Annotated in this window: 24 protein-coding genes and 1 pseudogene; 22 read left to right on the top strand and 3 right to left on the bottom strand. The window is 56.9% G+C overall.

Annotation, left to right across the window (positions count from 1 at the left end):
* The first annotated feature begins 4 nt into the window (after positions 1 to 4).
* From FJ145_12165 to FJ145_12130, 8 genes are all read left to right on the top strand, one after another.
* Positions 5 to 724, top strand: a complete 720-nt coding sequence (locus tag FJ145_12165; GenBank protein ID MBM4262170.1) for a hypothetical protein — start codon at positions 5 to 7, stop codon at positions 722 to 724.
* 84 nt (positions 725 to 808) lie between these two features.
* Positions 809 to 1825: an anthranilate phosphoribosyltransferase gene (trpD, locus tag FJ145_12160; protein MBM4262169.1), complete on the top strand. Its 1017-nt coding sequence runs from the start codon at positions 809 to 811 to the stop codon at positions 1823 to 1825.
* Between the two features lie 6 nt (positions 1826 to 1831).
* The gene (trpC, locus tag FJ145_12155; GenBank protein MBM4262168.1) at positions 1832 to 2611 is read left to right on the top strand and encodes an indole-3-glycerol phosphate synthase TrpC; all 780 of its coding nucleotides are present in this window, start codon (positions 1832 to 1834) and stop codon (positions 2609 to 2611) included.
* Positions 2612 to 2720: 109 nt separating this feature from the next.
* Positions 2721 to 3347 carry a phosphoribosylanthranilate isomerase gene (locus FJ145_12150; protein MBM4262167.1) on the top strand — a complete coding sequence of 209 codons (627 nt, stop codon included), beginning with the start codon at positions 2721 to 2723 and terminating at the stop codon, positions 3345 to 3347.
* The gene (trpB, locus tag FJ145_12145) at positions 3304 to 4524 is read left to right on the top strand and encodes a tryptophan synthase subunit beta (protein MBM4262166.1); all 1221 of its coding nucleotides are present in this window, start codon (positions 3304 to 3306) and stop codon (positions 4522 to 4524) included. Before FJ145_12150 ends, trpB begins: the two co-directional genes overlap by 44 nt.
* A 29-nt stretch (positions 4525 to 4553) precedes the next feature.
* Positions 4554 to 5372: a tryptophan synthase subunit alpha gene (locus FJ145_12140; protein ID MBM4262165.1), complete on the top strand. Its 819-nt coding sequence runs from the start codon at positions 4554 to 4556 to the stop codon at positions 5370 to 5372.
* A gap of 98 nt (positions 5373 to 5470) precedes the next feature.
* On the top strand, positions 5471 to 6790 hold the full coding sequence (locus tag FJ145_12135; protein ID MBM4262164.1) for a bifunctional folylpolyglutamate synthase/dihydrofolate synthase: 1320 nt from the start codon (positions 5471 to 5473) through the stop codon (positions 6788 to 6790).
* Positions 6791 to 6810: 20 nt separating this feature from the next.
* Positions 6811 to 9159, top strand: a complete 2349-nt coding sequence (locus FJ145_12130; protein ID MBM4262163.1) for an LPS-assembly protein LptD — start codon at positions 6811 to 6813, stop codon at positions 9157 to 9159.
* Between the two features lie 10 nt (positions 9160 to 9169).
* Here the strand turns inward: FJ145_12130 and FJ145_12125 are convergent, their stop codons facing one another.
* The gene (locus FJ145_12125; protein ID MBM4262162.1) at positions 9170 to 10102 is read right to left on the bottom strand and encodes a glycosyltransferase; all 933 of its coding nucleotides are present in this window, start codon (positions 10100 to 10102) and stop codon (positions 9170 to 9172) included.
* Between the two features lie 32 nt (positions 10103 to 10134).
* Positions 10135 to 10665, bottom strand: a complete 531-nt coding sequence (locus tag FJ145_12120; protein ID MBM4262161.1) for a hypothetical protein — start codon at positions 10663 to 10665, stop codon at positions 10135 to 10137.
* 5 nt (positions 10666 to 10670) lie between these two features.
* Between FJ145_12120 and FJ145_12115 the strand changes: the two genes are divergently transcribed.
* Entirely contained in the window at positions 10671 to 11840 is a 1170-nt protein-coding gene (locus FJ145_12115; protein ID MBM4262160.1) for a hypothetical protein, read from the top strand.
* A gap of 592 nt (positions 11841 to 12432) precedes the next feature.
* On the opposite strand, the pseudogene FJ145_12110 reads toward FJ145_12115, so the two are convergent.
* Positions 12433 to 12732 (bottom strand): annotated as a pseudogene (locus tag FJ145_12110) (putative addiction module antidote protein).
* 230 nt (positions 12733 to 12962) lie between these two features.
* Between FJ145_12110 and FJ145_12105 the strand changes: the two are divergent.
* The 13 genes from FJ145_12105 to FJ145_12045 all read left to right on the top strand — a co-directional run.
* Positions 12963 to 13901 (top strand): NAD(P)-dependent oxidoreductase, encoded by a 939-nt coding sequence (locus tag FJ145_12105; protein ID MBM4262159.1) that lies wholly within the window; start codon positions 12963 to 12965, stop codon positions 13899 to 13901.
* 144 nt (positions 13902 to 14045) lie between these two features.
* Entirely contained in the window at positions 14046 to 14774 is a 729-nt protein-coding gene (locus FJ145_12100; GenBank protein ID MBM4262158.1) for a galactokinase, read from the top strand.
* On the top strand, positions 14771 to 15343 hold the full coding sequence (locus FJ145_12095) for an HAD family hydrolase (GenBank protein ID MBM4262157.1): 573 nt from the start codon (positions 14771 to 14773) through the stop codon (positions 15341 to 15343). The genes FJ145_12100 and FJ145_12095 overlap by 4 nt, the downstream gene beginning before the upstream one ends.
* Entirely contained in the window at positions 15333 to 16409 is a 1077-nt protein-coding gene (locus tag FJ145_12090; GenBank protein ID MBM4262156.1) for a kinase, read from the top strand. Before FJ145_12095 ends, FJ145_12090 begins: the two co-directional genes overlap by 11 nt.
* A gap of 18 nt (positions 16410 to 16427) precedes the next feature.
* Positions 16428 to 17390, top strand: a complete 963-nt coding sequence (locus FJ145_12085; protein ID MBM4262155.1) for a GDP-L-fucose synthase — start codon at positions 16428 to 16430, stop codon at positions 17388 to 17390.
* Positions 17371 to 18309, top strand: coding sequence for a thiamine pyrophosphate-dependent dehydrogenase E1 component subunit alpha (locus tag FJ145_12080; GenBank protein ID MBM4262154.1), 939 nt, complete (start codon positions 17371 to 17373; stop codon positions 18307 to 18309). The genes FJ145_12085 and FJ145_12080 overlap by 20 nt, the downstream gene beginning before the upstream one ends.
* 60 nt (positions 18310 to 18369) lie before the next feature.
* On the top strand, positions 18370 to 19362 hold the full coding sequence (locus tag FJ145_12075; protein ID MBM4262153.1) for an alpha-ketoacid dehydrogenase subunit beta: 993 nt from the start codon (positions 18370 to 18372) through the stop codon (positions 19360 to 19362).
* 5 nt (positions 19363 to 19367) lie between these two features.
* Entirely contained in the window at positions 19368 to 20570 is a 1203-nt protein-coding gene (locus FJ145_12070) for a CDP-4-keto-6-deoxy-D-glucose-3-dehydrase (GenBank protein MBM4262152.1), read from the top strand.
* A 26-nt stretch (positions 20571 to 20596) separates the two neighbouring features.
* Positions 20597 to 22126 carry a radical SAM protein gene (locus FJ145_12065; GenBank protein ID MBM4262151.1) on the top strand — a complete coding sequence of 510 codons (1530 nt, stop codon included), beginning with the start codon at positions 20597 to 20599 and terminating at the stop codon, positions 22124 to 22126.
* Positions 22127 to 22145: 19 nt separating this feature from the next.
* On the top strand, positions 22146 to 22703 hold the full coding sequence (locus FJ145_12060) for an NUDIX hydrolase (GenBank protein ID MBM4262150.1): 558 nt from the start codon (positions 22146 to 22148) through the stop codon (positions 22701 to 22703).
* Positions 22704 to 22768: 65 nt separating this feature from the next.
* Positions 22769 to 23569, top strand: coding sequence for an ABC transporter permease (locus tag FJ145_12055; protein MBM4262149.1), 801 nt, complete (start codon positions 22769 to 22771; stop codon positions 23567 to 23569).
* On the top strand, positions 23566 to 24915 hold the full coding sequence (locus tag FJ145_12050) for an ABC transporter ATP-binding protein (GenBank protein MBM4262148.1): 1350 nt from the start codon (positions 23566 to 23568) through the stop codon (positions 24913 to 24915). The genes FJ145_12055 and FJ145_12050 overlap by 4 nt, the downstream gene beginning before the upstream one ends.
* A 58-nt stretch (positions 24916 to 24973) precedes the next feature.
* Positions 24974 to 26996 (top strand): hypothetical protein (locus FJ145_12045; protein ID MBM4262147.1); only part of this gene is annotated, 2023 nt, incomplete at its 3' end.

Raw genomic sequence — 26996 nt, 5'->3', positions numbered from 1 at the left:
GCCTATGGCAGAGAATCGCAAAGAACGCGACAAGCGGTTTTACTACAGTCGCAGTCAGATGATCTTGCTGGGTGGTGCTTTCACTCTGGCTTCGGCGGCGATCTTTTTTCTCGGCATGTATGTCGGTAAGAGCATCGAAGCGCGCAAAATGTTGCGGGTCGAGGAACCGCTGATCAAGCTACCCGTGAAACCGTCGGCGCCAGCTCCGGCCGCCCCAGCGGTCGCCGCGCCGAAGGAAGAGACCGTCTACGAAAGTGACACCAAGACCGCCGCAGCCCAGCCGCTCATCGAAGCCAAGGCCAAGGAGACCAAAGAAACCAAAGAGGTCAAAGAGACAAAGGAGCCCAAGGCTGCGGCAAAGGCGGAAACCAAAGAAAAGAAGGCGCCGGCCAAAGAAACGCTGGCCGCCAAAGCTGCAGAGAAAGCCATTGAGAAGACGCCACCCGTCGACTCGCCAAAGGCGGAGGAGAATGAAGGCAAGGACGCCGGCAAGAGCTGGCGCGTGCAAGTCAACGCCTATCCCGACGAACTGTCGGCCAAGCAAGTAGTTGATCGGCTCAAGAATAAGGGCTACAACGCCTACTTCACCGAAGTGCGCTACAAGGGCAAGCTTTGGTACCGCGTGAATGTCGGTAAATACGGCTCCAAAGAAGAGGCGGAAAAAATGCGCGAAAGCCTAAAGACCAAGGAGAACTTCGCCGAAGCTTTCGCGACGGCAAAATGAACCCGTGCAGAGTTAAGAGTTCCACTTGCAACAACTTGCAACGACCGATCCGGCGTTTGAGCTTGGAACTTGGGTCACCCCGCTATGAACATCCGTGAAGCGATCGAAAACCTGGTCAATCGGCGCAACCTTTCCGAGGCCGAAACCACCGATGTCATGAACCAGATCATGACCGGCGAGGCAACGCCGTTGCAGGTGGCGTCGTTTCTCACCGCCTTGCGAATGAAGGGCGAAACCGTCGATGAGATTACCGGCGCCGCCAAAGTGATGCGCGCCAAAGCGCATCGGGTCAAGGTCGGCGGCAAAACCGTGCTCGATACCTGCGGCACGGGCGGCGATCAGAAGGGCACGTTTAATATTTCCACCACTGCCGCTTTCGTCGTCGCCGGCGCCGGCGTCGACGTCGCCAAGCATGGCAATCGTTCGGTGTCGAGCCAATCGGGCAGCGCCGATGTTTTGGGCGCATTGGGCGTCAAAGTCGACGCGCCGCGCGAGCGCGTCGAGCAATGCATTGCCGAAATCGGCATTGGCTTTTTGTTTGCGCCGCTGCTCCACGAGGCGATGAAATACGCCGTGCAGCCGCGCCGCGATATCGGCATTCGCACTGTGTTCAACCTTTTGGGACCGTTGACCAATCCGGCGACGGCGACCCATCAATTGTTGGGACTCTACAGCGGTGAGCTGGTCGCCCTGGTCGCCCACGTGCTGAAAAATCTTGGCAGCGCGCGCGCCATGGCGGTGCACGGTATGGAAGGCTTGGATGAGATTTCTCTCTGTGGACCGACCAAGGTTGCCGAGTTGCGCGACGGCGCCGTCAAAGAGTACACCATCGAGCCGGAGGAATTTGGCCTCAAACGCTGCCCGTTGAGCGATCTCAATGGCGGCAGCGCCCAACAAAGCGCCGGCATCGTGCTGAGCGTGCTGGACGGCGTCAAAGGGCCGACGCGCGATGTGATCTTGCTGAACAGCGGCGCGGCGCTTTACGTCGCCGGCCGCGCCGCCACCATCAAAGACGGCATGGCCGTGGCCGCCGAATCGATCGATTCCGGCAAAGCACGCCAGAAGCTCGATCGCTTGGTCGCGCTCACCAACGCAGCTTAACCCGGCATGGCAGAATTTCTCGCCAACATCACCGAGCACGTGCGCGCCTCGGTGGCCCAGCGCAAGCGTGAGATGCCGCTGGAGAAACTGCGCGCGCGGCGCTTGTTTGCCGCGCCGACTCGGGGCTTCGCGCGCAGCCTGACGGGAACGACGCGGCGGATCATTGCCGAAATCAAACGGGCCTCGCCGTCGAAGGGGTTGATTCGGGCAGATTTCGATCCGGTCTCTATCGCCAAAGACTACGCGAGCCACGGCGCCAGCGCGATTTCGGTGTTGACCGAAGAAAAGTTTTTTCAAGGCAGCTTGGACTACTTGGAGCAGATTCATGACGCGGTCTCGGTCCCGCTTTTGCGCAAAGATTTTATGCTCGACCCCTATCAATTGACCGAAGCGAAAAGCTTCGGCGCCGATGCGATCTTGCTGATCGCGGCGATGCTCGACGGCCATTTAATGGGCGAGCTGCGCGTTCAGGCCAACGAGCTTGGACTGGACGTGCTCGTCGAAGTGCATAACGAAGATGAACTCGAGGCGGCGCGCGCAGCGGGCGCGCAGCTGATCGGCATCAACAATCGCGATCTGAAGACGTTCAACGTCGATATCGGCACCACCGAGCGTTTGGTGCCGCGTCTGCCTGCCGGAGTGCCGGCGGTGTGCGAGAGCGGCATCGATAATCCAGAGCAGATTCGCCGCGTCGAGAAATTGGGCGTGCATGTTTTTTTGATCGGTGAATCGTTGATGCGCGCGCCGCAGCCGGGGGAGAAGCTGAGCGCTCTCTTGCGCAGTTGAAGATACCACCATCGGCGGGGGGCGAGCGAGGTGTGTCCTTGCGATTGCTCGGAATTTCAAATCTCAAATTTCAGATTCCAGATTTCGTCGGGGCTGCTTTCAAGTTGGTATGAACGTCAGAGTCAAAGTTTGCGGTATCACGAGTCTCGTCGATGCCGAAAAGGCGCTGGAGTTCGGCGCCGATATGCTGGGGTTTAACTTCTATCCGCCGAGTCCGCGCTGCATCAGCCCTGAGGCGGCGCGCTCGATATTGGAAAAATTGCCGCGTAACTGTTTCAATGTCGCGCTATTCGTCAACGAGGAGCGCGAGAAAGTTACGGCAACCTTGGAGTGCGGCGCGTTAGGTGACCGGCAGATGTACAGCGCCGTGCAGTTTCACGGCGAGGAAACGGCCGAATACTGTCGTGGCTGGGAACTCAAAGTCATCAAGGCCGTGCGCATGAAGAGCCGAGAGTCGTTGTCCGTCATAACCGCGATTCCGGCCGATTATTACTTGCTCGATTCCTGGTCGGCCGGGTACGGTGGGTCGGGAACCGGGTTTCCTTGGCAGTGGCTCGATGGGCAAGATGCGGGCAAGCTGATACTCTCGGGCGGTCTGAACGTCGATAATGTTGTCGAAGCGGTGCGCCAGGTGCGGCCGTTTGCCGTCGACGTGTGCAGCGGAGTGGAAAGCAGTCCAGGTAAAAAAGATCATGAAAAGCTCAAAGAATTTATCCTTGCTGCCAAAGGTGCCTGACCGGCGCGGTCACTTTGGCATTTTCGGCGGCCGCTACGTCGCTGAAACCTTGATGCCGGCGCTGACCGAGTTGGAGCGCGCCTACGCGAAAGTACGGCGCGACCGGGCGTTTCACGAAGAGTTCAATTATTATTTGAACGAATACGCCGGGCGCGCCACGCCGCTCTATTTCGCCGAACGCATGACGCAAAAACTCGGCGGCGCGAAAATTTATCTGAAGCGCGAGGACCTCTGCCACACCGGCGCGCACAAGATCAACAACACCATTGGCCAGATTCTTTTGGCCCGGCGCATGGGCAAACAGCGCATCATTGCCGAGACCGGCGCCGGCCAGCACGGTGTGGCGACAGCCACCGTCGCGGCGCGCTTTGGCCTCGAATGCGAAGTCTTCATGGGCAAAGAGGACGTCGCCCGTCAATCGCTCAACGTCTTTCGCATGAAACTGTTGGGCGCCAAAGTCCGCGTCGTCGACTCGGGCAGCCAGACGCTCAAGGACGCCATGAACGAAGCGCTGCGCGATTGGGTGACCTTCGTGCGCAACACTTATTATCTCATTGGCTCGGTCGCAGGGCCGCATCCTTATCCGATGATGGTGCGCGACTTTCAGTCGGTGATCGGCCGCGAGGCGCGCCGGCAGATACTCAAAAAAGAGGGCAAGCTGCCGGATCTGCTGGTTGCCTGCGTCGGTGGCGGCAGCAATTCCATGGGTTTGTTTTTTCCTTTCGTGCGCGATCGCCAGGTAAAAATGATCGGCGTCGAAGCGGGCGGTCGCGGCCTCAAGACCGGCAAGCATTCCGCCTCGATTCAGGGCGGCGCGGTCGGCGTTTTGCACGGCAGCAAGAGCTACGTCCTGCAAGATAGCGCGGGGCAAATTCGCGAAACCCATTCCGTGGCCGCGGGGCTCGATTATCCCGGCGTCGGGCCGGAGCTGAGCTATTTGCGCGACTGCGGCCGCGCGCAGTTCGCCTCTGCCACCGACGACGAGGCGATTGCGGCGATTCAATATCTCGCCCAGACCGAAGGCATCATTCCGGCGCTGGAAAGCGCCCATGCGATCGCCGCGGTGATGCGCATCGCGCCGAAAATGCGCAAGCAGCAGACCATCATCGTCAATCTCTCAGGCCGCGGCGATAAAGATATGTTGACCGTGGGGGATTATCTGGGAGTGAAACTGTAGGACGACGTTGAACGGGCTTCTATGACTTTATGAGTCGCATTGAAAAAACTTTTGCAGAGCTTCGAAAGCGCGGTGAAGCGGCGCTGATTCCGTTTATTACGGCGGGCGATCCCAATCTTGCAACGACCTTGAAAATCTTGCGGGCGCTGGAAGCGGGCGGCGCCGATTGCATCGAACTGGGCATCCCGTTTTCCGATCCGACCGCCGATGGACCGACGATTCAGCGCTCGTCGGAGCGGGCATTGAAGAATGGTCTGGCGCTGCCGCAGATTTTTTCGACGCTGCGTGAGTTTCGCAAAACCTCGCAGGTGCCGGTGATTTTATTTGGCTATTTCAATCCGTTTTTTCGCTACGGCCTGGAGAAGTTTTGCCGCGAAGCGGCCGCCGCCGGCGCCGACGGCGTGCTCTGCGTCGACCTGCCGCCGGAGGAAAGCGGCGAGCTCAAACGTTGGACCGACGACTGCGCACTCGATTTGATCTTTCTTTTGGCGCCGACCAGCGATGGCGCAAGAATCAACCTGGTGGCGCCGCGCGGCCGTGGTTTCGTTTACTATGTTTCGGTCACCGGCGTTACCGGGGCGCGCCGCTCCCTCGACGACGACCTGCGTGGCCGCGTCGCCCGAGTGCGCAAGGCGGTCTCATTGCCAGTGGGCGTGGGCTTTGGCATCTCGACGCCCAAGCAGGCGGCGGCGATCGCCGAGTTCGCCGATGCCGCGGTGGTCGGCAGCGCGTTGGTGGCTAAGATTGAAGCGGCGCAAGGATACGATGCCAAGGCCAAAAGCGCGGGCGCATTTATCGCCTCGCTCAAGCGGGCGATGCGCCGGACGAAGCGGGTTCGTGCTGCGTGACTTAGCGCTTGTCCTTTGTCACTAATGTTTTGCTGCTCGTGAGCGCGTAGTTCCTTAACGGCCACAGGCACCGTGACGAGCAACGCGCCGCGATTGCCATGGACAAATACTCGGAAATCCTCAACTGGCTCTACGGCCTGCGCGGCGGCGAGATCGATCTGCGTCTCGATCGCATGGAGCGCGCGCTCGGTCTGTTCGACCATCCAGAGAAAAAATTTCTTTCGTTCCACATCGCTGGGACCAACGGCAAGGGTTCGGTGTCGGCGATCTTGCATCGCATCCTTTCGCTGGCCGGCTATCGCACGGCACTTTACACCTCACCGCATCTGGTTTCGTTTACCGAGCGGATTTGCATTGGCGAGAAAGAGATTACCCCCGATGAGGTGGTCAGCCTCACCGCTGAAATTCGCGATCGAATCGATGGCGCCCGTATTCCGCTCACCTATTTTGAATTTGTCACGGTGATGGCGTTCGTTCACTTTGCCCGGCAGCAGATCGATGTTGGTGTCATCGAGGTGGGCCTTGGCGGGCGGCTAGATGCCACCAACTTGGTGCGGCCCATCGCTTCGGCGATCACCACTATCTCAAAAGACCACGAGGCTTATTTGGGCTCGGACCTGGCTTCGATTGCTCGGGAAAAGGCCGGCATCATTAAGGCTGGGGTCCCGGTTACCTGTGGCGCCCTGCCTGCCGAGGCGGTGCAAGTCGTTAAAAAGATTGCAAATGAGCGAGGGGCGCCGTGCTATTTTCTCAATTCAGAATACAATTTTGCTTTGAAAAACGATGACCACTTCGATTATAAGGGTATAGATGACCACTTCGATTATAAGGGTATAAAAGAGGAATATTTCGAACTATCGGTAGCGCTACGCGGGCGGCATCAAAAAGCCAATGCCGCGGTGGCGCTGAGCGCGTTGGAGATCGCTGGACCGTCTGTGCCGGTCAGCGAGGCGGTGATTCGGGAGGGACTGCGCACCGTGCGTTGGCCCGGGCGCTTCGAGGTGCTCTGCGAGGCACCAACCATCGTGCTCGACGGCGCGCACAACGGCGAAGGGGCGAAGGCGCTGGCGGATCTGCTTGAAAGCTTTCGTCGCGGGCGAAAGGTAAAATTCCTTTTCGCCTCCATGCAGGATAAGGATTGGCGGTTGATTTTGGATACCCTCGTGCCGCACGCGCAGGAGTTTGTTTTCACTCGAGTTGCCATGGAGCGCAGCGCCGACCCAGCTAGTTTGGCGGATTACGTCAAAGCCAAGCGACCCTGTCAGGTCATCGAAAATTCACAGGACGCCTTGGAATCGCTGGTCGCTAGCGCCCACGCCGACGACATCGTGATGATCGCCGGCTCGCTTTATCTCCTCGGTGAGATCCGCCCTGCAGCTCAGGCGATTGCCGCTAAACTGTCCGCGGGCGCGGCATAGATCGATTCAATTCACCAACAATGAGACTGAAGCTCCTCTATCGACTGGTCTTAGCGCTTACGTTGGGGCATCTCCTGCCGCTGTCAGCCGCCGAAGCTCAGCTCAGCCAGCGCCGTTCCGCTGCCAGCGGTCCCGAGAAGATCGACGTCACCGCCGATAAATTGTCGTCAGGCAACGGCGCCAACCGCATCGAGGCCAGCGGCAACGTTGAGATCAAGCGCGATCAGACAACCCTAAAAGCCAACGAAGTGGAGGTGAATCGCGCCACCCAGGACGTCAGCGCCAAAGGCAAGGTCTCACTGGATGATCCCGAGTGGAAAATACGCTCCGCCGACGCCATTGACTTCAACTTGGGACGCGAGACCGGCTCGATTCACAACGGCGATCTGTTCATTGAAGAAGGCCACATCAGCATGATGGGGCGCCGGCTGCAGAAGCTCGAAGGCCAGTCGTACCACGTCGATGATGGCTTTTTCACAACCTGTCTGTGCGAGCCGGGCAGCCGGCCGTCGTGGAAATTCTCCGCCGACCAGATGGACCTGACGCTGGAGGGGCTCGGCACGATTAAGAACGGTTACTTCTACATCATGGACGTGCCTGTGATGTACTTCCCCTACGCTTTCTTTCCGCTGCGCACCGAAAGGCAAACCGGATTTCTCACGCCCAACTTTGGCCATTCCACCCGTGAGGGTTTTCGCTTTCAGCAGCCGTTTTTCTGGGCGATTTCCAAGAGCACCGATATGACGGTCGCTGCCAGCGTTGAGTCCCGCGCCCGGGCCGGCCTATGGGGCGAGTTTCGGACGATCTTTCGCGATCAAAACGATTTTCGCTTGAACGCGTCCTACTTCAATGAGAACTTGCGCAAGAACGAGCGAGACGACGTCGTCAATCGCACCATCGCCGATCAAGACATCGCGAAGAACCGCTGGAGTATTATCGGCACGCACCGTTACATGACGGCCTACGATTGGCTCACGTACAGCGATTTTGCCGCTTACCGCGATGACCTTTTCGCCCGCGAGCTAGTGGAGCGTTTCGACTTGCCCGCCCTCCAGGAAGGAAAAATTCGCGTCAGCCGTTTCGGTGAATCGCGCATGGGCGTTTTTAGAGGATGGAGCGACACCTTCCTTCGGGGTGAATTGAAGTTCTATCAGGACTTTATTCAGAAAGACTCGGTCACGTTGCAGCGCACGCCGCAGCTGGCTTTTTGGGGGCGGCGGTTTTTAGATACCCTGCCTTTAGAGTTTCGCTGGCGCACCGAAACGGTGAACTATCTGCGCCGCAGGGGAGGCGACGCACTGCGGCTCGACATACGCCCCGAGGTGGCCTTACCCTATAACTTTAATTCCTATGTTTTCGGCGCGCTCAGCGTGGCGCCGCGCGAGACCCTTTATCATCTCTATACGCCGGTGAAATCGGGGACGCGCAACGTCTCCCGCGAGACCGTCGAGATGCGCGCCAACGTGGCGACGTCGCTGAGCCGGATCTTCGATTGGACGGGTCTTGGCGTGAAAGGCGTGCGCCACGTGATCGAACCGGAAGTGAGCTACCTGTTTGCCCCGAGCATCGATCAGAGCCGGATTCCGATCATGGATGCAGTCGACCGAGTCAACCGGCGCAATGTGCTGACGTTTGCGCTGGCCAACCGTTTTTGGGGCAAACCCTTCACTCCGTTGATGGCCTTTGCTGAAGATTCGGAAAATCTTAGCGCCTTTGGCACCGTCGATATGCGCGAGCTAGCTTCGCTGAAGCTTGCGCTCAGCTACGACATCGACCGAGCGCGGCGCGGCGGCGATAGCTTGACCGACATGGGCATCGACCTGCGGTTCGCGCCGGCATCGTTCGTCAACATGACCTTACTCGGCGGCATCGACCCCGGGTCGTGGAATATCTCCAACGTGCGAACGACATTCTCGCTCGTCGATCCGCGGCCACTGCCCAAGCGCAGCCTAGATTTCGATTTTAATCGGCCCAACATGTTTAGCGTGACCTATTCTTTCCTACGCGCCGGCCCCAACGGTTTCTTGGTCGAGGACGCCAACGTCGATCTCGATAGACCCGCCGATTGCGTGAGGCACACCGTCGACCCGCGCTGCCCGGGCGCCTCGTTTAACAAGAATATCGCCGGCAGCCTGAGTTCGACGCTGCTTTATCATCTGCTCGATAACATGCTGGTCTATTTTAGCAGCACCTACGACGCGCGTGACAACCGCTTCATCGGTTTCAGCGCCGCGTCGAAAGTCCTCTCCACCTGTGAGTGCTGGTCGGTGACGCTCGGTCTGCGCCACAACATCAACCCGTCGAAGACGACGTTTAAGTTCGATTTCAACTTACTCGGACTAGGGGCGTCGAAAAGCACGCTCAAGTAAACGCCAGCGATTAACGACCGGCTTTTTGGCGGCGTTTGGCCTCGAGCATGCCGAGGTAGTGATAGACGCGGCCCTTGTTGCGGTAGGATTTTCGTTCGTCGCCAAACGACTTATGAAATAGGTAACCGGCCGAGGCGCGGCACAGGTCATACCAGATATGAGCGCTGCCGCGCCCTTTTATCAGCGATCGGCTGGCACCTTGGCGGCGATGAACTTTCTTGAAATATTCCTCGGTCAAACGCGTTCGATCGATGCTGTGATGGACGATGGCGTCGTGCATATAGCCGATCCGATAGCCCGCCTTGTGGATTCTTTGCGCCAGTTCCACGTCTTCTGAAGTGCCCGACGCTCCTGGACCGAGCCGCTCATCAAAACCGCCGAGACTCTGCAGCAGTTTGCGGTCAATGACGAAATTGGCGCCGTTGAGTGAATGGACTTCCGCCGTGCTGGGTTTGAAGTTTACATACGGAATCGTGCGATAGCGCCGGAGCAGCTTTTGTAGGTTTTCATCGTCGGCTTCCGGCGCCTGCAAGAGAATGCGTCCCTGACCGGCTTTGTGCTTTTCGGTTGCACAAAATTTCTCGACCTCCACTAACCACTGCGTGTCAACGATCACGTCGTCGTCGAGGAACGCTAACGTTTTGCCCTCGGCAATGCGCAGGGCTTCGTTGATGGCCGCCGATTTCCCCGGGTTTTGACTCTTGATCCTGCGCAGCGCTACCGGAAAGCATTTCGCGATGGTTTCCAGTGTCTGTGCGGTCTCGTCGTGCGAGTCATTGTCGCTGACGATGATTTCCGGGCGTAGCGCCGCCACCAAGCCTTCGAGCCGGCCGATGCTTGCTAACAGCTTAGCTACCGAATCGGCGCGATTTTTCGTGGGAATGATAATGGTAAAGGCGGCTGGCATGCGCGTGGTTCTGCTATACGGTCTTCCATGACACATCCTTTTGTAACAGATGCCGTCCTTGTTGTCACTCAATTGCGCGAAAGCTTTACAGGAAAAACGGACTCCTGATTTGGCGAGGCTCCCGGTAAAGGGCCCGATCCTGCCCAAGCCGCGCCGCTGATGCGGGCGCGAATCTTGTTGATCGGTCGGTCGATCCAACGAATCATCAGATACGATAGAAGGAAAACGTCAATAATGATGTTGACGTAGTGCAGCGCGGCCGGCACGGCGACATGCTGAAACTCGAATTGAATGATCACCGGGTGAATCAGATAGACCGGATAGGAGAACTCACCGAGAAAGTTGTCGAATTTGGAATCGCGGGTCAAGGGAAATAGATAGGGAATGCTCAACGTAGTGAACAGGTAAAGGCACCAATTGACCCAGCCGTCATACTCGTAGCCAAGCAAGAAACCGCCGTTGTAGAAAGAAAACGCAATGATGACTGCCCAAGCTGCGGCGAAAAATCGCTCGCCGAAGTTGATATGGGGAGCGGTTTTGATTTTCTCATAGAGCAAGAACGCAAAATGGCCAAGGATGAAAAAGACAAAGATGGGCAAAACAAATCAGCAGCGGCAGCAGCGATATCGGCTTTGGTATCGCCATCGACGCATCGGGCAATAGCTACGTGACCGGCAATTTCAGTTTGACGGCCACCTTCGGCGCCGGTGAAGCGAATCAAACCCAGCTCAGCGCCCCATTGGGTGGCAGCACCGATTTCTTTATCGCCAAGTACAATGCCAACGGGCTCTTGCAGTGGGCCCGGCGTGCCGGGCAATTCAACAACGATCGCGGTCTCGCTGTTGCCGTCGATGCCGTCGGTAGCAGCTACGTTACCGGAGTTTTTCTGGGCGTGGTGATCTTCGGCGAGGGCCAGCCCAATCAAACCTCGCTTACCGGCGATTTCAACGAAGATGTTTTCATCGCCAAGTATGACACCAACGGCTTCTTGCAGTGGGCCAAGCGCGCGATCGGCGGCAGCAACGATTCCGGCCAGGGAATCGCGGTCGATGGCGCCGGCAATGTGTATCTAACGGGATTTGGCCAGGGCACAACGTTCGGCCCCGGCGAATTGAACGAGACCAGCCTGGGCTTTAACGGCGTCGAAGATATTTTTGTCGCCAAGTTTGACGCGCGGGGGCTGTTTCGCTGGGTGAAATTGATCGGCGGCACCGGCACCGACAAGGGCTTGGGCATCGCCGTCAATAACTCGGGCATCTATGCCACCGGTCAATTCGCCGGCGCCAACGTCATTTTCGGCCAAGGCGAGGTGAATCAAACCGCGCTGACCTCGGCGGGCGCCGCCGATGTTTTCGTCGCCAAGTTCGCCCACTGCCGGGCGGCCGTCGACTTTGACGGCGACTGCAAGAGCGACGTGGGGATCTACCGCGATGGGCTGTGGCCCATCTTGGGCATGGCTGATGGCCTCATCGTCGAAGGGCTCGGCGGATCGACACATATTCCCGTGCCGGCAGACTACGACGGTGACGGCAAAGCCGACGTGGCGGTGTACTTGAACGGCACATGTTCGATCAAGCGCTCGTCGGATGGCGGCAATACAATAGTCGGCCACGGCGGTCCGACATGGACGCCGGTGCCGGCCGACTTCGACGGCGATGGCAGGGTCGACATCACCGTCTACTTGAACGGCGCCTGGTCGATCGTCCAATCCGTCGATGGCAGCATCGCCGTCGTCGGCCACGGCGGCGCACCGCAGGACGTGCCGTTGAATTAAAGAAGACTCCGCCCTCCTACTATCCTCGTCAGGCGCTTGACAGATTTTTTGTGGGCCTCGGTATTCCTTGAGTACCCGCCCACCAACTCCGGCTTGATCGTTACCCGTCCTTCGATTCCCTTCCTCCGTTTTTTCGGCATATCTCCTCCTTCTTTCTAAATATGCCTCACACACAGAATTTCTGATACCTCGCCAACGCTCGCGCCTATCACCGCATTATTGGACATCGCTGGTGGGTTTGATTTAAGTCTCTCTCCGTACCCGCCATCCGTGCGGAAATCTCAATTGCACGATACGAGTGTTTGGGAGAAGACTTATTATGACCAAGCTGCCACGCAGCCGCTTTGTTCTCGTCGCGTTGATTATTGCTTTACCAACGCTATGTGCAGGCAATCCCGTCTGGGGAGTCAGAACGGGACGCTGACCAGCGGGACAAACTCAATCTGTTTTTCTCGAAATCGGATTCCTTTTGTCCATTAATCGATCCACGTTTGGGGAAAGAAAAAGGTCGCGTCTCCTTTAGGTTTTACAAAATCGCAATAAGCTATAAATGGGCAATTTTCAGTTTCGTAAAACGATTCTGTTGAATGCGTTAGGCATGGATTATCAATTTCACACCCAGGGCTGCACAAACTCGGCTGACGGTATCGAAGCGCGGTTGTGCATTGGACGCAAGGCCTTGTAGATCGCCTCGCGAGTGATACAGAGGCTTTCGCTGTCTCGCTCATGCTCCGTGCGCGAGCAATGTCACCCAAAGCGGGGGCCAACACGGCAGGGTCGTTTTCCTCTAGAATCGCGGTGAGGTATTCAGCGATGGCCTGTTGGCTGTCGAGATGTGCGGAGAAGTCAAATCAGGTACATCCGCAACGCGCGATGTTTTGGCATCATTCACTCCTTGATCGTCTTTGGCAGTTTCACGGCTTTAGCGCTATCAGCAGTCTGCGTCGATCTGTCGCCATCGCCGAGCATTATGATCAACGCAGTGCCGCGTTGAACGTAGTACATACGCCAGCGCGGCCCAAAAGATTTTTGGCCCAGTTTGCTTTACGCGCCAGCTCTCGTGTGCTAAAGCTATTTCGTCTGAAAGCCTGACATTCCAATTCTTAACTAATAAGAACTTTTGTGAGCTTACGCGTGCTTATCACCGGCGGTGCCGGCTATCTCGGTTCGATCCTGACCGAGCGATTGTTGAGCGGACCTTACGATGTCACCGTGCTCGACAACTTGATATACGGCCAGCATGGGCTATTTCACTTTTGCGCCAACCCCAATTTCGATTTTGTCAACGGCGACGTGCGCGATGAGAAGCTAATCTCACGCTTGGTGAAAAATGCCGATGTGATTATTCCGTTGGCGGCCATTGTCGGTGCCCCGGCTTGCGACCGCGATCCCTTGCTTGCTACCTCGGTAAATTTAGATGCGGTCCGCATGATCAACAAGCTGCGCTCGCCGAGCCAGCTGGTAGTCTACCCAACCACCAACAGCGGTTATGGCACCCAAACCGGCGATGTTTATTGCACGGAAGACACGCCGCTGGAGCCGATTTCGCTGTACGGTCGGACCAAGAGCGATGCGGAAAAGCTACTGTTGGAGAGTCCCAACACGGTGACTTTAAGATTGGCCACCGTATTCGGCTTGTCGCCGCGCATGCGGCTCGATTTGTTGGTCAACCATTTTACTTACACGGCGGTGACCGACGGCTACATCGTCATTTTTGAAAAGGACTTCAAGCGGAACTACATCCACATCCGCGACGTAGCGGATTGTTTCGCGTACGCCATCGAGAACTCGAAAAAAATGGAGGGCCGTCCCTACAACGTCGGTCTTGACGCGGCCAATCTCTCCAAAGAGGAGTTGGCGCTGACCATCAAGAAGCATGTGCCTAATTTCTATATTCATTTTTCCGAAGTGGGCTCGGACCCCGACAAGCGCAACTATATAGTGTCGAACCAGCGGCTGCGCGAAGCCGGTTTCGAAGCCAAACGATCGTTGGATCAAGGGATTGTCGAGTTGCTCAAGGGCTATCGCATGATGGGCCGCTCGGAGTTTAAAAATATCTGAAGACTTTGCCGACTATTCGCCAGCGATGCCAACCGTGATTTCACTTCTCGCTCGCACACCCGCGTTATTTTCTCTTGGCCTCAAGGCTTGAGTTTCTGCTGCTCGTTGCGCAGTGTGGTTTGACGGCGGAGCTGCTTCCCAGTGATGGCGCCAGCAACCGATCTTTCCCAAGTAACCGCGGCGATCCTCGCCGGCGGCTTGGGCACGCGCTTGCGCTCGGTGGTGGCGGATCGGCCCAAGGTGATGGCCCAGGTCAACGGCAAGCCGTTTTTGGCCTATCTCCTGGAGCAACTTTCTACGGCGGGCTGCCGCTCGGTGGTGCTGTGCACGGGTTATCTTGGCGAGCAAATCGAAGCGGCTTTCGGCGCACAGTACGCGGGACTCAAACTGTTTTATGCGCGCGAACCGCAGGCCTTGGGAACCGCGGGGGCTTTGCGCTTTGCGCTGCCGTTATTGACGTCGGACCCGGTCATTGCGCTCAACGGCGATTCCTATTGCGACGCGGACTTGCAGGCGTATTGGCATTGGTACTGCGAGGGTCAGCCGGTGGCGAGTCTGTTGCTGACCGAGGTTGGCAACGCGAGCCGTTACGGTTCAGTGTTGATTGATGCTGAAACGCGCGTCCGGCAGTTTTGCGAAAAAAGCGCGAACATGGGGCCTGGCTCAATCAACGCGGGCGTCTATATTTTGCGCCGCGCCGTGCTAGAGATGGTCCCGCTGGACAAAATGGTTTCTTTGGAGTATGATTTTTTCCCGAAACTGGTTGGGCAGGGGCTCATGGGGTTTGTTACCCAGGGGCGATTTCTGGACATCGGCACGCCGGAAGATTTCGCTTTGGCGGAAGCCTTTTTTGCCGCAAAGAGCCATGCATGAGCAAACGGCGCTTTGTGGTTCTCGACCGCGACGGAACAATCATAGAGGAAAAAAACTATCTTTCCGCTCCCGATCAGGTGCAATTGCTTGCAGGAGCGGCCCGCGGGTTGCGTCATTTGCAATCGCTCGGGTTAGGACTGGTGATCGCGACCAATCAATCGGCGGTCGGGCGCGGCTATTTCGATGAGGCGCGTTTGGCGGCGATTCACGCACGATTGCGGGAAATGCTCGACGCAGAGGCGGTCGCCATTGACGCGATCTATTTTTGTCCACATGTGCCGGACGATCGTTGCTTGTGCCGCAAGCCCGAAACCGGGATGATCGAGCAGGCAGCGCGCGAATTGAGTTTCGATTTGGCCCAGACTATCGTCATTGGTGACAAAGCCAGCGATGTTGAGATGGGCCGCCGGGTCGGTGCCGAGACGTTTCTCGTGCGCACTGGCTACGGCGCCGAAGTGGCGGCGCAGAGCCGCCTTGTCGTTGACCACGTGGTAGAGGATTTAGCTGAGGCGGCGGCGATCGTCGGCAGATCGATGGGCGGAGGAGGAGAGCGGATCCATGATCATTAGCCGGACACCCTTTCGCATCTCGTTTTTCGGCGGTGGCACCGACTATCCGGTGTGGTACCACGAGCACGGCGGCGCCGTGCTGGGCGCCAGCATCGATAAGTATTGTTACTTGACCTGCCGGTATCTGCCGCCGTTTTTTAAACACCGCATTCGCATCGTTTATTCGCAGATCGAAAGTTGCCAGACCGCCGATGAGATCGAGCACCCGGCAGTGCGCGAAGTGCTGCGCCACGTCGGCATCGATCGCGGTCTGGAGATTCATCATGACGGCGACTTGCCGGCGCGCAGCGGCATGGGATCGAGCTCGTCATTTACCGTCGGCTTGCTGCACGCGCTCTACGCGCTCAAAGGCCAGATGCCGAGCAAGCATCAACTGGCTCTCGAAGGGATAGAAATCGAGCAAGACAAGATCAAGGAAACCGTGGGCTCGCAGGACCAGGTGCTGGCGGCGCATGGCGGTTTGAATCACGTGAGCTTCGCGCAAAATGGCGAGATCACCGTGCGCCCGGTGACGGTGTCGGCGGAGCGCATGCGCGAGTTGAACAATCATTTGATGCTGTTCTACACCGGCATCGAACGCACCGCGTCGAATATCGCCGAGACCTACGTGACTGACGTCGAGGCGAAGAAGAGCCAGTTGCGCATCATGAAGCATTTGGTCGAAGAGGGCATTGCCATCCTGAGCAAAGGAAACAACATCAACGACTTCGGCAAGCTGCTGCACGAGGGCTGGCAGGTCAAGCGCGATTTGAGTGCCAAGGTCTCCAATTCCCATGTCGATGAGCTCTACTCTCACGCCCTCAATCATGGCGCGCTGGGCGGCAAGCTGTTGGGCGCCGGGGGCGGCGGATTCTTATTGCTTTACGTGCCGCCGAGCGCGCAGCGTCGTGTCCGTGACGCGCTTAAAAAATTTATTCACGTGCCGTTCCATTTCGAATTCTCCGGCAGCCAAATTATTTTTTTCGAGCCTGAGCGGGATTATTCGGTGGAAGACAAATTGCGCGCTTCGCAGCAATATAATTTTCTCGGCGAAATCGACGAATGCGTTGAGCCCGTGTTAGGCTAGCGGTAAGCCGCAGACCCAATGGAAACCCATGGCAAAATCTTGATCGCCGATCATCACGGATTGGTCGGCGATGCGCTCCGCCGGCAGCTTGCCGCCGCCGGCTTTAAGAGTGTCATCGACGAGCGCGGCTTGCCGCCTTTGACCGACGCTGCCCGGGTGGACGAATTTTTTGCCCGAGTCAGGCCGCAATACGTTTTCTTGATCGGTGGTAGGGCCGGTGGCATTGCAGCCAACCAGAAGTTTCCGGCTGAGTTGATGCTCGATAATTTGTTGGTGGTGTGTCACGTCATCGAAAGCGCGCGGTTGCACGGTGTCCACAAGCTGCTCTATCTCGGTAGCTCCTGCGCCTATCCGAAGCTTTGCCCGCAACCGATGCGCGTGGATGCTTTGATGACCGGTAAATTGGAGCCGACCAATGAAGCTTACGCGACGGCGAAATTGGCCGGACTCGGTTTGTGCCAAGCGTACCGGCAACAGTATCGGCTCAACTTCATCAGCGCGATTCCAGCCAACATTTATGGACCCGGGGATGATTTTAGCGAGGCCGATTCCCACGTCGTCGGCGCGTTGATCCGGCGTTTCCACGAAGCTCGGCTACTCGGTGCTCCTGAGGTCGTCATTTGGGGCACAGGCACACCGCGGCGAGAGTTCATGTATGCAGCCGATTTGGCGGACGCTTGTGTTTTTTTGATGGACCGCTTCGACGGCGGCGAAATCATCAATCTCGGTGTTGGGCAGGATTGGTCGATACGCGAGCTGGCCGAAACCATCGCCCAAGTGGTCGGCTACCGTGGTACATTGGTTTTCGATACCAGCAAGCCCGACGGCATGCCGGCAAAGTTGCTAGATTCTAACCGGCTGCGAGAGCTCGGTTGGCAAGCGCGGACGACGATGCGCGAAGGTTTGCGCGCGACCTACCAATGGTATCTGCAGCAGCTAGCGAGTGTAGCAGGAGGTGGCGATGCACGAGCGGTTTTATAGGTCTCTCTACCGCATTCGCAGGGTAGAGGAGGAAGTGGCCCGGGCCTATCCAACCGATAAGATTAAGAGCCCGGTGCATCTTTCCATCGGTCAGGAAGCCGCATCGGTCGGTGTGTGTGAAGCGCTCGGCCCCAACGACATCGCCTTCGGCACCTACCGCAGCCATGCGCTCTACCTTGCCAAGGGCGGCGATCTGCGCAAGATGATCGCCGAATTGTACGGTAAGGCCACCGGTTGTGCGAAAGGCAAAGGCGGTTCGATGCATCTGATCGATCTCGGCGCCGGCGCCATGGGTGCATCCGCGGTGGTCGGCACGACCATTCCCAACGCGGTCGGTTATGCCTATGCCGCCAAGCTGCGCGGTAGCCAACAAGTGGTTGCCAGCTTTTTCGGCGACGGCGCCGTCGATGAAGGCGTGTTTCACGAAAGCATGAACTTCGCGGCGTTGAAGGGAGTGCCGATTATTTTTATCTGCGAGAATAACTTCTACGCCATCCACACTCATCAGTCGCGCCGCCAGAAGCTCGCCAATATCGCCGAGAAGGCGCGTACCTACGGCATGCCGGCGGAGGTCATTGAAAATAACGATGCGCTGCGTGTTTACGAACGCGTGCACGAGGCGGTGGCACAGCTGCGCGCCGGCAAGCCCGGGCCGTTTTTCTTCGAGTGCTTCGCTTATCGCTGGAAAGAGCATGTCGGTCCCGGCGAAGACTATCAGTTGGGCTATCGCATGCGCGCCGAAGCGGAGCCGTGGCTCGACAGCGATCCGGTGAAGACGATGGCCGCGCGGGTCGACAAGGCGTTGCGCGCGCGCATCGAGGCCGAAGTCGAAGCCGAGATCGAAGAGGCTTTCGAGTTCGCCGAAACTAGCCCGTTTCCCGAAGTGACGGAACTGTATACCGACGTAGTGGAGCTCTAGGTGACGCAAGAACGCATACTTTCTTACGTGGAGGCGCTGCGCGAAGGGACGGATCAAGAGATGGCGCGCGATCCGTCGGTGTTGATTTTTGGCTTGGACGTGGACGATCCGAAAGCGATCCAGGGAACCACCCGCGGGCTGCTGGAGAAGTATGGGGCCGAACGTGTCTTCGGCACGCCGCTTTCCGAAGACGCGATGACCGGCGTGGCGATTGGCTTGGCGTTCGGCGGCCTACGGCCGATTCACGTCCACATTCGCATGGACTTTCTCATGCTGGCGATGAATCAGTTGGTGAACATCGCCGCGAAGAGCCGCTACATGTACGGCGGCCAGGTGCAGGTGCCGATCGTCGTGCGCGCGATGATCGGTAAGAGTTGGGGGCAAGGAGCGCAACATTCGCAGGGGCTCTATTCGTTTTTTATGAACATCCCGGGCCTGAAAGTCGTTGCGCCGACCACGCCCTACGATGCCAAAGGTTGTTTGATTCACGCCATCCGCGACAACGACCCGGTGATTTACGTCGAACACCGGATTTTGCACTTTCAAAAAGGGCCAGTGCCAGAACCTCTTTATGCGGTTGCACCCGGGAAAGCGCGCATCGCGATGACGGGTTCGGACGTCACTCTTGTTGGGATTTCCTACATGCAGCTGGAGTGTTTGCGCGCGCGCCATTACCTCGAAGCAGTGGGCATTAGCGCCGAGGTGATCGATCCGATTTGGCTGCAACCGCTCGATATCGATACGATCGCCAACTCGGTGCGTAAGACCGGCCGTTTGTGTGTCGTCGACAACGGTTGGACTAGCTGCGGCGCTGGCGCCGAAATTGTGTCTGCCGTCATTGAGCAGGTGCAGCACGAGCGCGCGGTGCGGGTAAAACGGCTGGGTTTTGCGCCGGTGACCTGCCCGCCGGCGCCGACGCTCGAAGATGCTTACTATCCCAACGGCCGGACCATCGCCGCCGCGGTGCGCGATCTCGTGACCGGCAAGGCGAATCATTGGTTGTCCGATGAGCGCGCCGATCTGCGTGAAATCGAGTTCAAGGGACCGTTCTAGTTTGTATGAATGCTGAAAATCTCAACTGGCCGTTGATGCAGAACAACATCGTCGCCGAGGACTTCCAGGCGGTGATCGATTTCATGCGTCAGGAAGAGCCGCCAATTTTGACGCAGTCGAGCCAGGTCAGAATGTTTGAGAAGGAGTGGTCCGAATGGCTTGGCGTTAAGCACAGCGTTTTTGTCAATTCGGGCTCGTCGGCCAATCTTCTCACCATGGCGGCGCTGCGCGAAACCGCCGGGCCGGGCGAGGTTATTGTGCCGACGCTCACCTGGGTGTCGGATATCGCCTCGGTGTTGCAGTGCGGTCTGGAGCCGGTATTTGTCGATATCGATCGGCGCTCCCTGGGCATGGACACGGCGCAGGTGTTGGAAAAAATCACGCCGCGCACGAGGGCGGTTTTCTTGACCCATATCCTTGGCTACAACGGCCTCGACGAAAAACTTTTGCGGGAATTGGCGGCGCGAAAAATCCCTTTGATCGAGGACGTGTGCGAGTCCCACGGTGCGACGTTCAACGGCCGCAAGCTCGGTACCTTCGGGCTCATGGCGAATTTTTCTTTCTACTACGCGCACCACATGAGCACCATCGAAGGCGGGGTGATCTCGACCAACGATGGCGACCTTTATCAGGTCCTGCGCATGCTGCGCTCGCACGGCATGGTGCGCGAAGCCGAGTCGGCGGAAATCAAGCAGGCTTATGCGAGCCAGCACGGCGATCTCAATCCCGATTTCATTTTTGCCTTCCCGGCGTACAACGTGCGCAGCACCGAGATCAACGCGGTGCTGGGCCGGTCGCAGCTGAAGCGGCTCGACGAAAACAACCAAGCGCGAACGGTCAATCTCAATTTGTTTCTCGAAACCCTCAACCCCGAGAAGTACCAAACGGATTTTGCCACCGAGGGCAGCTGCAACTACGCTTTTACATTGGTTTTGAACCGCGCCAATCCGCGGTTCCGCGATAACGTCGAGAAGATGCTGCGCCAACACGGTGTTGAGTTTCGCCGCGGCGCTTCCGGCGGCGGCAATCAGCTGCGCCAGCCCTATTTGCGAAAGCGCTTGGGCGACCAGGAATACTCGAAGTATCCCAAAGTCGACCATGTGCATTTCTATGGCTACTATATCGGCAACTACCCGACCCTCGAGCGGGAGAAAATTCTCAAGCTGACGAGTTTGTTGAACGCCGTGCCGGAGGACCGAGAGCTATAAAGCGGGTGCGTGAGCGGACCAATCCTATGACCCATCGAAAGCTAGATCTCTTGCTGATACACCCGGGCAGCCGCAAGCAAATCTACCAGTCGTTGAGCGACAATCTCGCGGCCGTCGAGTCGCCGGTCTGGGCCGGCTTGATGGCCACGTTCATTCGCCGGCGCGGCTTTGGCGTGGATATCCTCGACTCGGAAGCCGAAGAGTTCAGCTACGAAGAAACCGCTCGGTCTGTCAGCGCTGCGGCGCCGCGACTGGTCGCCATCATCGTCTACGGCCACCAACCCTCGGCGTCGACCCAGAACATGACGGCTTCGGCGGCGATCTGTAGCGCCATCAAACAGCTCGCTCCCGACCAGAAAGTCATTCTAGTCGGCGGCCATGTGGCGGCGCTGCCGGAACAAACCCTCAAGGAGACCGACGCGGACTTCACCTGCAACGGCGAAGGTCCGTATACGTTGCTGGAACTGCTGCAAGCGTTGTCTGCCACGCCCGTCGAGTTGGGGCGCGTGCGCGGCCTTTGTTACCGCGCCGAGGGGCGCATCGTGCAAAACGGTGCGGCGCCGCTGGTCAAAGACCCCGACAGCGAGATGCCGGAGATGGCCTGGGATCTTCTGCCGATGAAAAAGTATCGGGCGCATAACTGGCACTGCTTCGGAGATGTGCCACGCCAGCCCTACGCTTCTTTTTACACAACCTTTGGCTGTCCGTTTCGCTGCAGCTTCTGCTGCATTCAAGCGCCGTTTAAGAGCGGTGAAAAAGAGGCGGGCTGGAATGAGAGCGTCAATAGCTACCGCTTCTGGAAGCCGCAAACGATTGTCGCGCAGATTGAAAAACTGGCGCGCGACTACGGCGTGCGCAACATCAAGATCGCCGACGAAATGTTTGTCCTGAACGCGCGCCATGTGCTGGGCATCTGCGATGCGATCGTCGAGCGCGGTTTGGATCTCAATATCTGGGCCTATGCTCGCGTCGATACCGTCAAAGACGGCATGCTCGATAAGTTGAAGCGGGCCGGCGTCAACTGGCTTGCCTTCGGGATTGAGGCCGCCAGCGAGCGGGTGCGCGACGACGTCGATAAGGGGTTTGGCCAGGAATTGATTTTTAATACCATTGATAAGGTCCGGAACGCGGGCATCAACGTCATCGGCAATTATATTTTTGGCCTGCCTGAGGACGATTATGACAGCATGCAGGCGACGCTCGACATGGCGGTTGAGCTTAATTGCGAGTTCGCCAATTTTTATTCCGCCATGGCCTATCCCGGCTCGCAGCTCTACCAAACGGCTGCGAAAGAGGGCTGGCCGCTGCCAGACCAATGGTCCGGCTACTCGCAGCACGCCGTCGACACCTTGCCGCTGCCGACCAAGTATCTTACCGGCGCTGAGGTGCTGCGCTTCCGCGATCAGGCGTTTGACGCCTACTTCAAAAATCCCAAGTATCTGCAGATGGTCGGTGCCAAGTTCGGCGCCGCCACGCTGCGCCATATCCGAGAAATGACGGCGCACAAACTGGAAAGAAAAATCCTCGCGGCGGCACCGGAGCCAGCGCTGGTATGAACGGAAAACGAGAGCCGTGATGGTCAATGGCGAGAGAACCAAACGGCGGCTGGTGTGCGAGAACAGCCGATTTCACGTTTATTTTGACGCGGTCCAGACTCCCGGCCATGCTGCCGTAAACGACTATCTTGTCGTCGCTCCCAAAGTAGCGGCGGAGAATTTTGTGACCGGAGTCGCGGTGCTGCCGGTTGTTGACGGCAAGATCGGCCTGCTGCGGGTTTACCGCCATGCGGTTCAGAGCGATTCTTGGGAGATTCCGCGCGGCTTTATCGAAGTCGGTGAAAACGATCAAAGTGGCTCGGCCTTGCGCGAACTGGAGGAAGAGACTGGCTTGAGTTGCGATCGTGAGCAACTGAGATCGCTTGGCTTGGTGACGCCGGAGGCCGGCTTATTGGCTGCGCGCGTGCATCTCTATGTAGCTTTGCGATGCCGGTCGATTCGACCGTACTTCCCGGCGGAAACCGGTCACGTGGAATTTCGCGTTTTTGACGCCGAGGAAGTCAAGAATATGATTAGTCGTTCAAAGATAGAGGACCCTTGTACGGTGACTGCTTACTTTAAATTCAGCACGCGCTAATCCTGCGCGAAACAGGCCTTTAAGCACACATCAATGGGAATTGTAGATGCGCGGGAGTCTCAAGGGTGTCTCGTCTAGCCGATTTTTTAGGGACGCTTTACAAACATCGCGAGATGATTTGGGCTATGTCAAAACGCGATCTGGAAGCCCGTTATATTGGGACCATCGGAGGGCCATTGTGGGCGATTTTTCATCCGATCGTCACAGTCTTGATCTATTGGTTTGTCTTTTCCGTCGGCTTCAAAGCGGTCGGACCTTCTGGTATGCCGTTTGTTCTTTACCTTCTTGGCGGTCTCATCCCGTGGCTTCTGTTCAACAACACTCTACTGGCAAGTGTATCAGCTGTGACGGGCAACTCACATCTCGTGAAAAAGACGACTTTTCCCACGGAAGTGTTACCGATTGTCAACTGGCTCTCCGAAACATTCACTCACGTTGTGCTGTTTCTTATCCTCTGTATCGTGACTTGGAGCCATGGCCATCGACCTACCCTGTATCTATTGCAATTGCCATACTACTATGTGGCCCTTGGGGTTTTTGTTCTTGGTCTGTCGTGGCTGGTAAGTTCGATTCAGGTGTTTCATCGTGATCTGAGCCAGGGGCTTTTGGTGATTCTCAATCTGTGGTTTTGGATTACCCCAATCATCTGGATGAAGGATATGCTTCCCACCCGGTACAACTGGATAACCGATTACAACCCGGCTTACTATATCGTGCAGGGGTACCGCAACTCGCTTCTCATCGGAGAGCCTTTCTGGAATGATTGGAGTGCGGCGTTGCGTTTTTGGATGATCGCCATGTCCTTTTTGCTGCTGGGGGTTTACGTCTTTAGGCGCCTCAAGGCCGAGTTTGCCGATGTTTTATGAGGAATGCTGCGAATATGGCTCGGGACATCGCCGTATCACTCATAGACGTAACAAAAAAATACCGGCTTTTTGCCTCACCAGCGGAGCGTCTCAAGGAGTCCCTTCATCCGTTTCGCAAGAATTACCACAAAGAGTTTTGGGCGCTGAAGGGCATTAGTCTGGATATCGCAAAAGGCGAAGGGCTTGGGATCCTGGGACGTAACGGATGCGGGAAATCGACCCTGCTCCAGATCATGGCTTCCGTACTGCGGCCCACTTCAGGCACAGTGACGGTGAATGGGCGTGTTTCCGCTCTTCTGGAGCTCGGTGCCGGGTTCAACCCTGAGTTTACGGGACGACAAAACGTGCTGTTGAACGGTACGCTCATGGGACTATCGCATAATGAAATGCTGAACCGAATGCCTGAGATCATTGAGTTCGCGGATATCGGAGAGTTTTTTGAACAGCCGATAAAAACCTATTCATCCGGTATGTTTTTGCGCGTGGCTTTCGCCGCCGCAGTTCACGTCAGTGCCGATGTCATAATCATTGACGAGGCCCTGGCCGTGGGTGATGCCAAATTCCAACACAAGTGTTTTCAACGACTTTCAGATCTTCAGACCGAAGCAAAAACGGTGATTTTCGTTACCCATAATTCCTCTCTCGTAACGAGTTATTGCGGCAGAGCGATTCTGCTCGACGGCGGAGAGCTGATTACCAGCGGCGAACCGGCACATGTTATCGATCGATACTATGATCTGCTGTTTGAAGATTCGACCAAATCGCGAGCTTTGCGCAATGCCCAATCGGCCGAGACGATCCCGAGCAACGTGGAAGTTGCTCCCACGCTGGGAGATGTTTTCGACTCATCCAGTCCGGAGGATCTTTGTCACACGCGGCAAGGCTATAATAAGCACGAGGTGCGCTTTGGCAGCGGTGAGGCGAAAATTATTGACTATGTCATCGAGTCTGACGGGCAGCGAGATGTCGCGATCCTTCGTTTTCGCGCGAAAGTTGATCTTTACGTTAAGGTCCTATTTCATCGCAGCATTCGGTCGCCCGTGTTGGGTTTTGCGGTTAAGACTCTCGAAGGGGTTGAGATATTCGGGACCAATACGTATCAGATGGGGGAGAAACTCCAGTCGGTAACGGCGGGCCAGTTGCAAGTCTACAAGTTTTCGTTTTCACTGAGTGTCAATCCGAGTGATTATTTTTTCGACATTGGAGTGGCTCAAGTCGATGGAACGAGAGGGGGCGCTGTGCTGGACGTGCGGCGTTCCGTGGCCCATTGCGTGGTGTTGCTGGAAACCGAGAGAGCTTTTGATGGGCTTTTTGATCTTGCGCCAAATTTTGAAGTGTTGACATAGGGAGCGCGGTTTATGGTTGCTTTCTTTGTCAAGTGTCCGAGTTCTTTCGCCTGAACATATGTCAGAGTATCAACTGATTGACGCGCTGCTAACCGGAAAGCCCTACTTTGGTCCGGTGTTGCGCGCCACGCAGAGTCCTCCGGTTCGGCACGGCTATCTCGAAGCGCTCGTGGGGACGGTAGCGCGCTTGAAAACTATGGGGCCTATAAAAATTCTTGAGATTGGGTCATGGGCAGGTGCCTCGGCGATAACCTGGTCGAAGGCCTTGGAAAAGCTGGGGAGAGATGGGACGGTAACCTGCGTCGATAAATGGCAGCCGTATTTCGAGGAAGCTATAGAGACCGGCTCGCACTATCGGAAGATGAACCAGGCGGCCAGAGACGGCAAGATCTTCAACCTGTTTCTTCATAACATTCGTGCGGCGAACGTTTCCCACATGGTGAATCACCACGTGGGGGATGCGCGCGATATTCTACCGGCTTTGCCGGGCTCGAGCTATGACATCGTTTATATCGACGGGTCGCACGCGTATGAAGCTGTTCGAGCCGATATCAGGGAGGGAAAACGGTTAGTGAGAGACGGCGGAATCGTTTGCGGAGATGATCTTGAGCTCAAAAAGACGCAGGTCGACCCCGCAGAGCACCTAGCGGCACTCAATCTAAACAAGGACTTTGTCGAATCGTCGAAGGGCGCGATGCACTATCATCCCGGGGTAACGGAGGCCGTCGCGGTTGAGTTTGGCGAGGTGTCGAGCTGGGAGGGGGTGTGGGCGATCCGGAGTTTAGGTTCCCAATGGATTGGAGTTGAGATTGACTCAAGGCCCATTGAAATTCCTTGCCATGTGGATTCGCCGGACAAACTGGAGAACTCCCGGGCTCAGATCGTCGGAGCAACGGATGGTTTCAATCTTATTCAACTTAACGATCGTTTCTTTGCCGCTGCCAAGCAACTCGGGCCGATCAATCTCTTAGTGGAATGTGTTGGTGAGCGGGATCTAGCCCCGATAATATTTATCGGAGAGAGCTTGGATGCGGTTCGCAGTAAGGTTTTGGCGTTCGAGCGGAAAACTGCGGTGCCGCATATCGAATTGATCGAGGAGTTTGGTTGTTACAATCTAGTCAAGGCGGACGACCGGTTTTTGGCAGTCACGAAGAAGCTCGGCCGCCTTGAACTGTTTTCTGAACGCTTAGGGGAGCGCGAGTTGCCGCCCATTCTCTTTGTTGCTGATAGCATCGACGAAGTTCGGAAAAAAACTCTAGTCTTCGAAAAGCAATCGTCTCTGCCCGTCCAGCTCCAAGAGGGTTTGGCCGGCTCGGCAGCGCATGTTTCTGCCGTCGCGCCAGAATCTAGTTCAGAGCCGTATCTCGTTGCTACAGACTATCAAGGCTTCAACCTGGTGGCTTGCAATCCCAAGTTTTTCGCCGTACCGATGGCCTTGGGGCCAGTCGATTTTCGAGATGTCGATCTCCGCAAGCGAATGATAGGCGAGGGTAGTTTGCTCGAAGCCCCGACGCTGGACGCCGCGCGTTTGGCGGTGGACAGCCTGCTCCATAGACAAAGCCTACACGGAAGGCTACCTGACTTGGAGAACCAGCCGCAAGGCTTGGTGGCCGGCCGGAAGGCTTTAGAAGCACAGTTGACCGCAGTCGATGTCCTGGTTGCGGAGCTTCGCGAAAAATATAGCTCGCTCACCGAGCATCAAAGTAATATATCATTGCGTATAAGCCAATTGGAGAAGGATACTGAAGCGCGATTCATCGTTGATGAAGCAACTACACACGAGAGCCGCCTAGAACAAACCGTCCTCGCGGAGCAGCAGGCGAAAGCACTGGCTCATGTGACCCAACGCCAGGCAGAGATAGAGGCATATCTTGCTGCTCAGCAAGCATCCATTGAGCGGACAGTTGCCCATGTTGGCCAGCGCAGCGAGGCCGGCCGGAAGACTTTAGGGGCGCAGTTGACCGCAGTCGATGTCCTGGTTGCGGAGCTTCGCGAAAAATATAGCTCGCTCACCGAGCATCAAAGTAATATATCATTGCGTATAAGCCAATTGGAGAAGGATACTGAAGCGCGATTCATCG

The sequence above is a fragment of the Deltaproteobacteria bacterium genome, from assembly GCA_016874755.1.
GTDB lineage: Bacteria > Desulfobacterota > Binatia > UBA9968 > UBA9968 > DP-20.
Note: the sequence above shows the minus strand (reverse complement) of the source record. Positions and strands in the feature narration are given on the sequence as shown.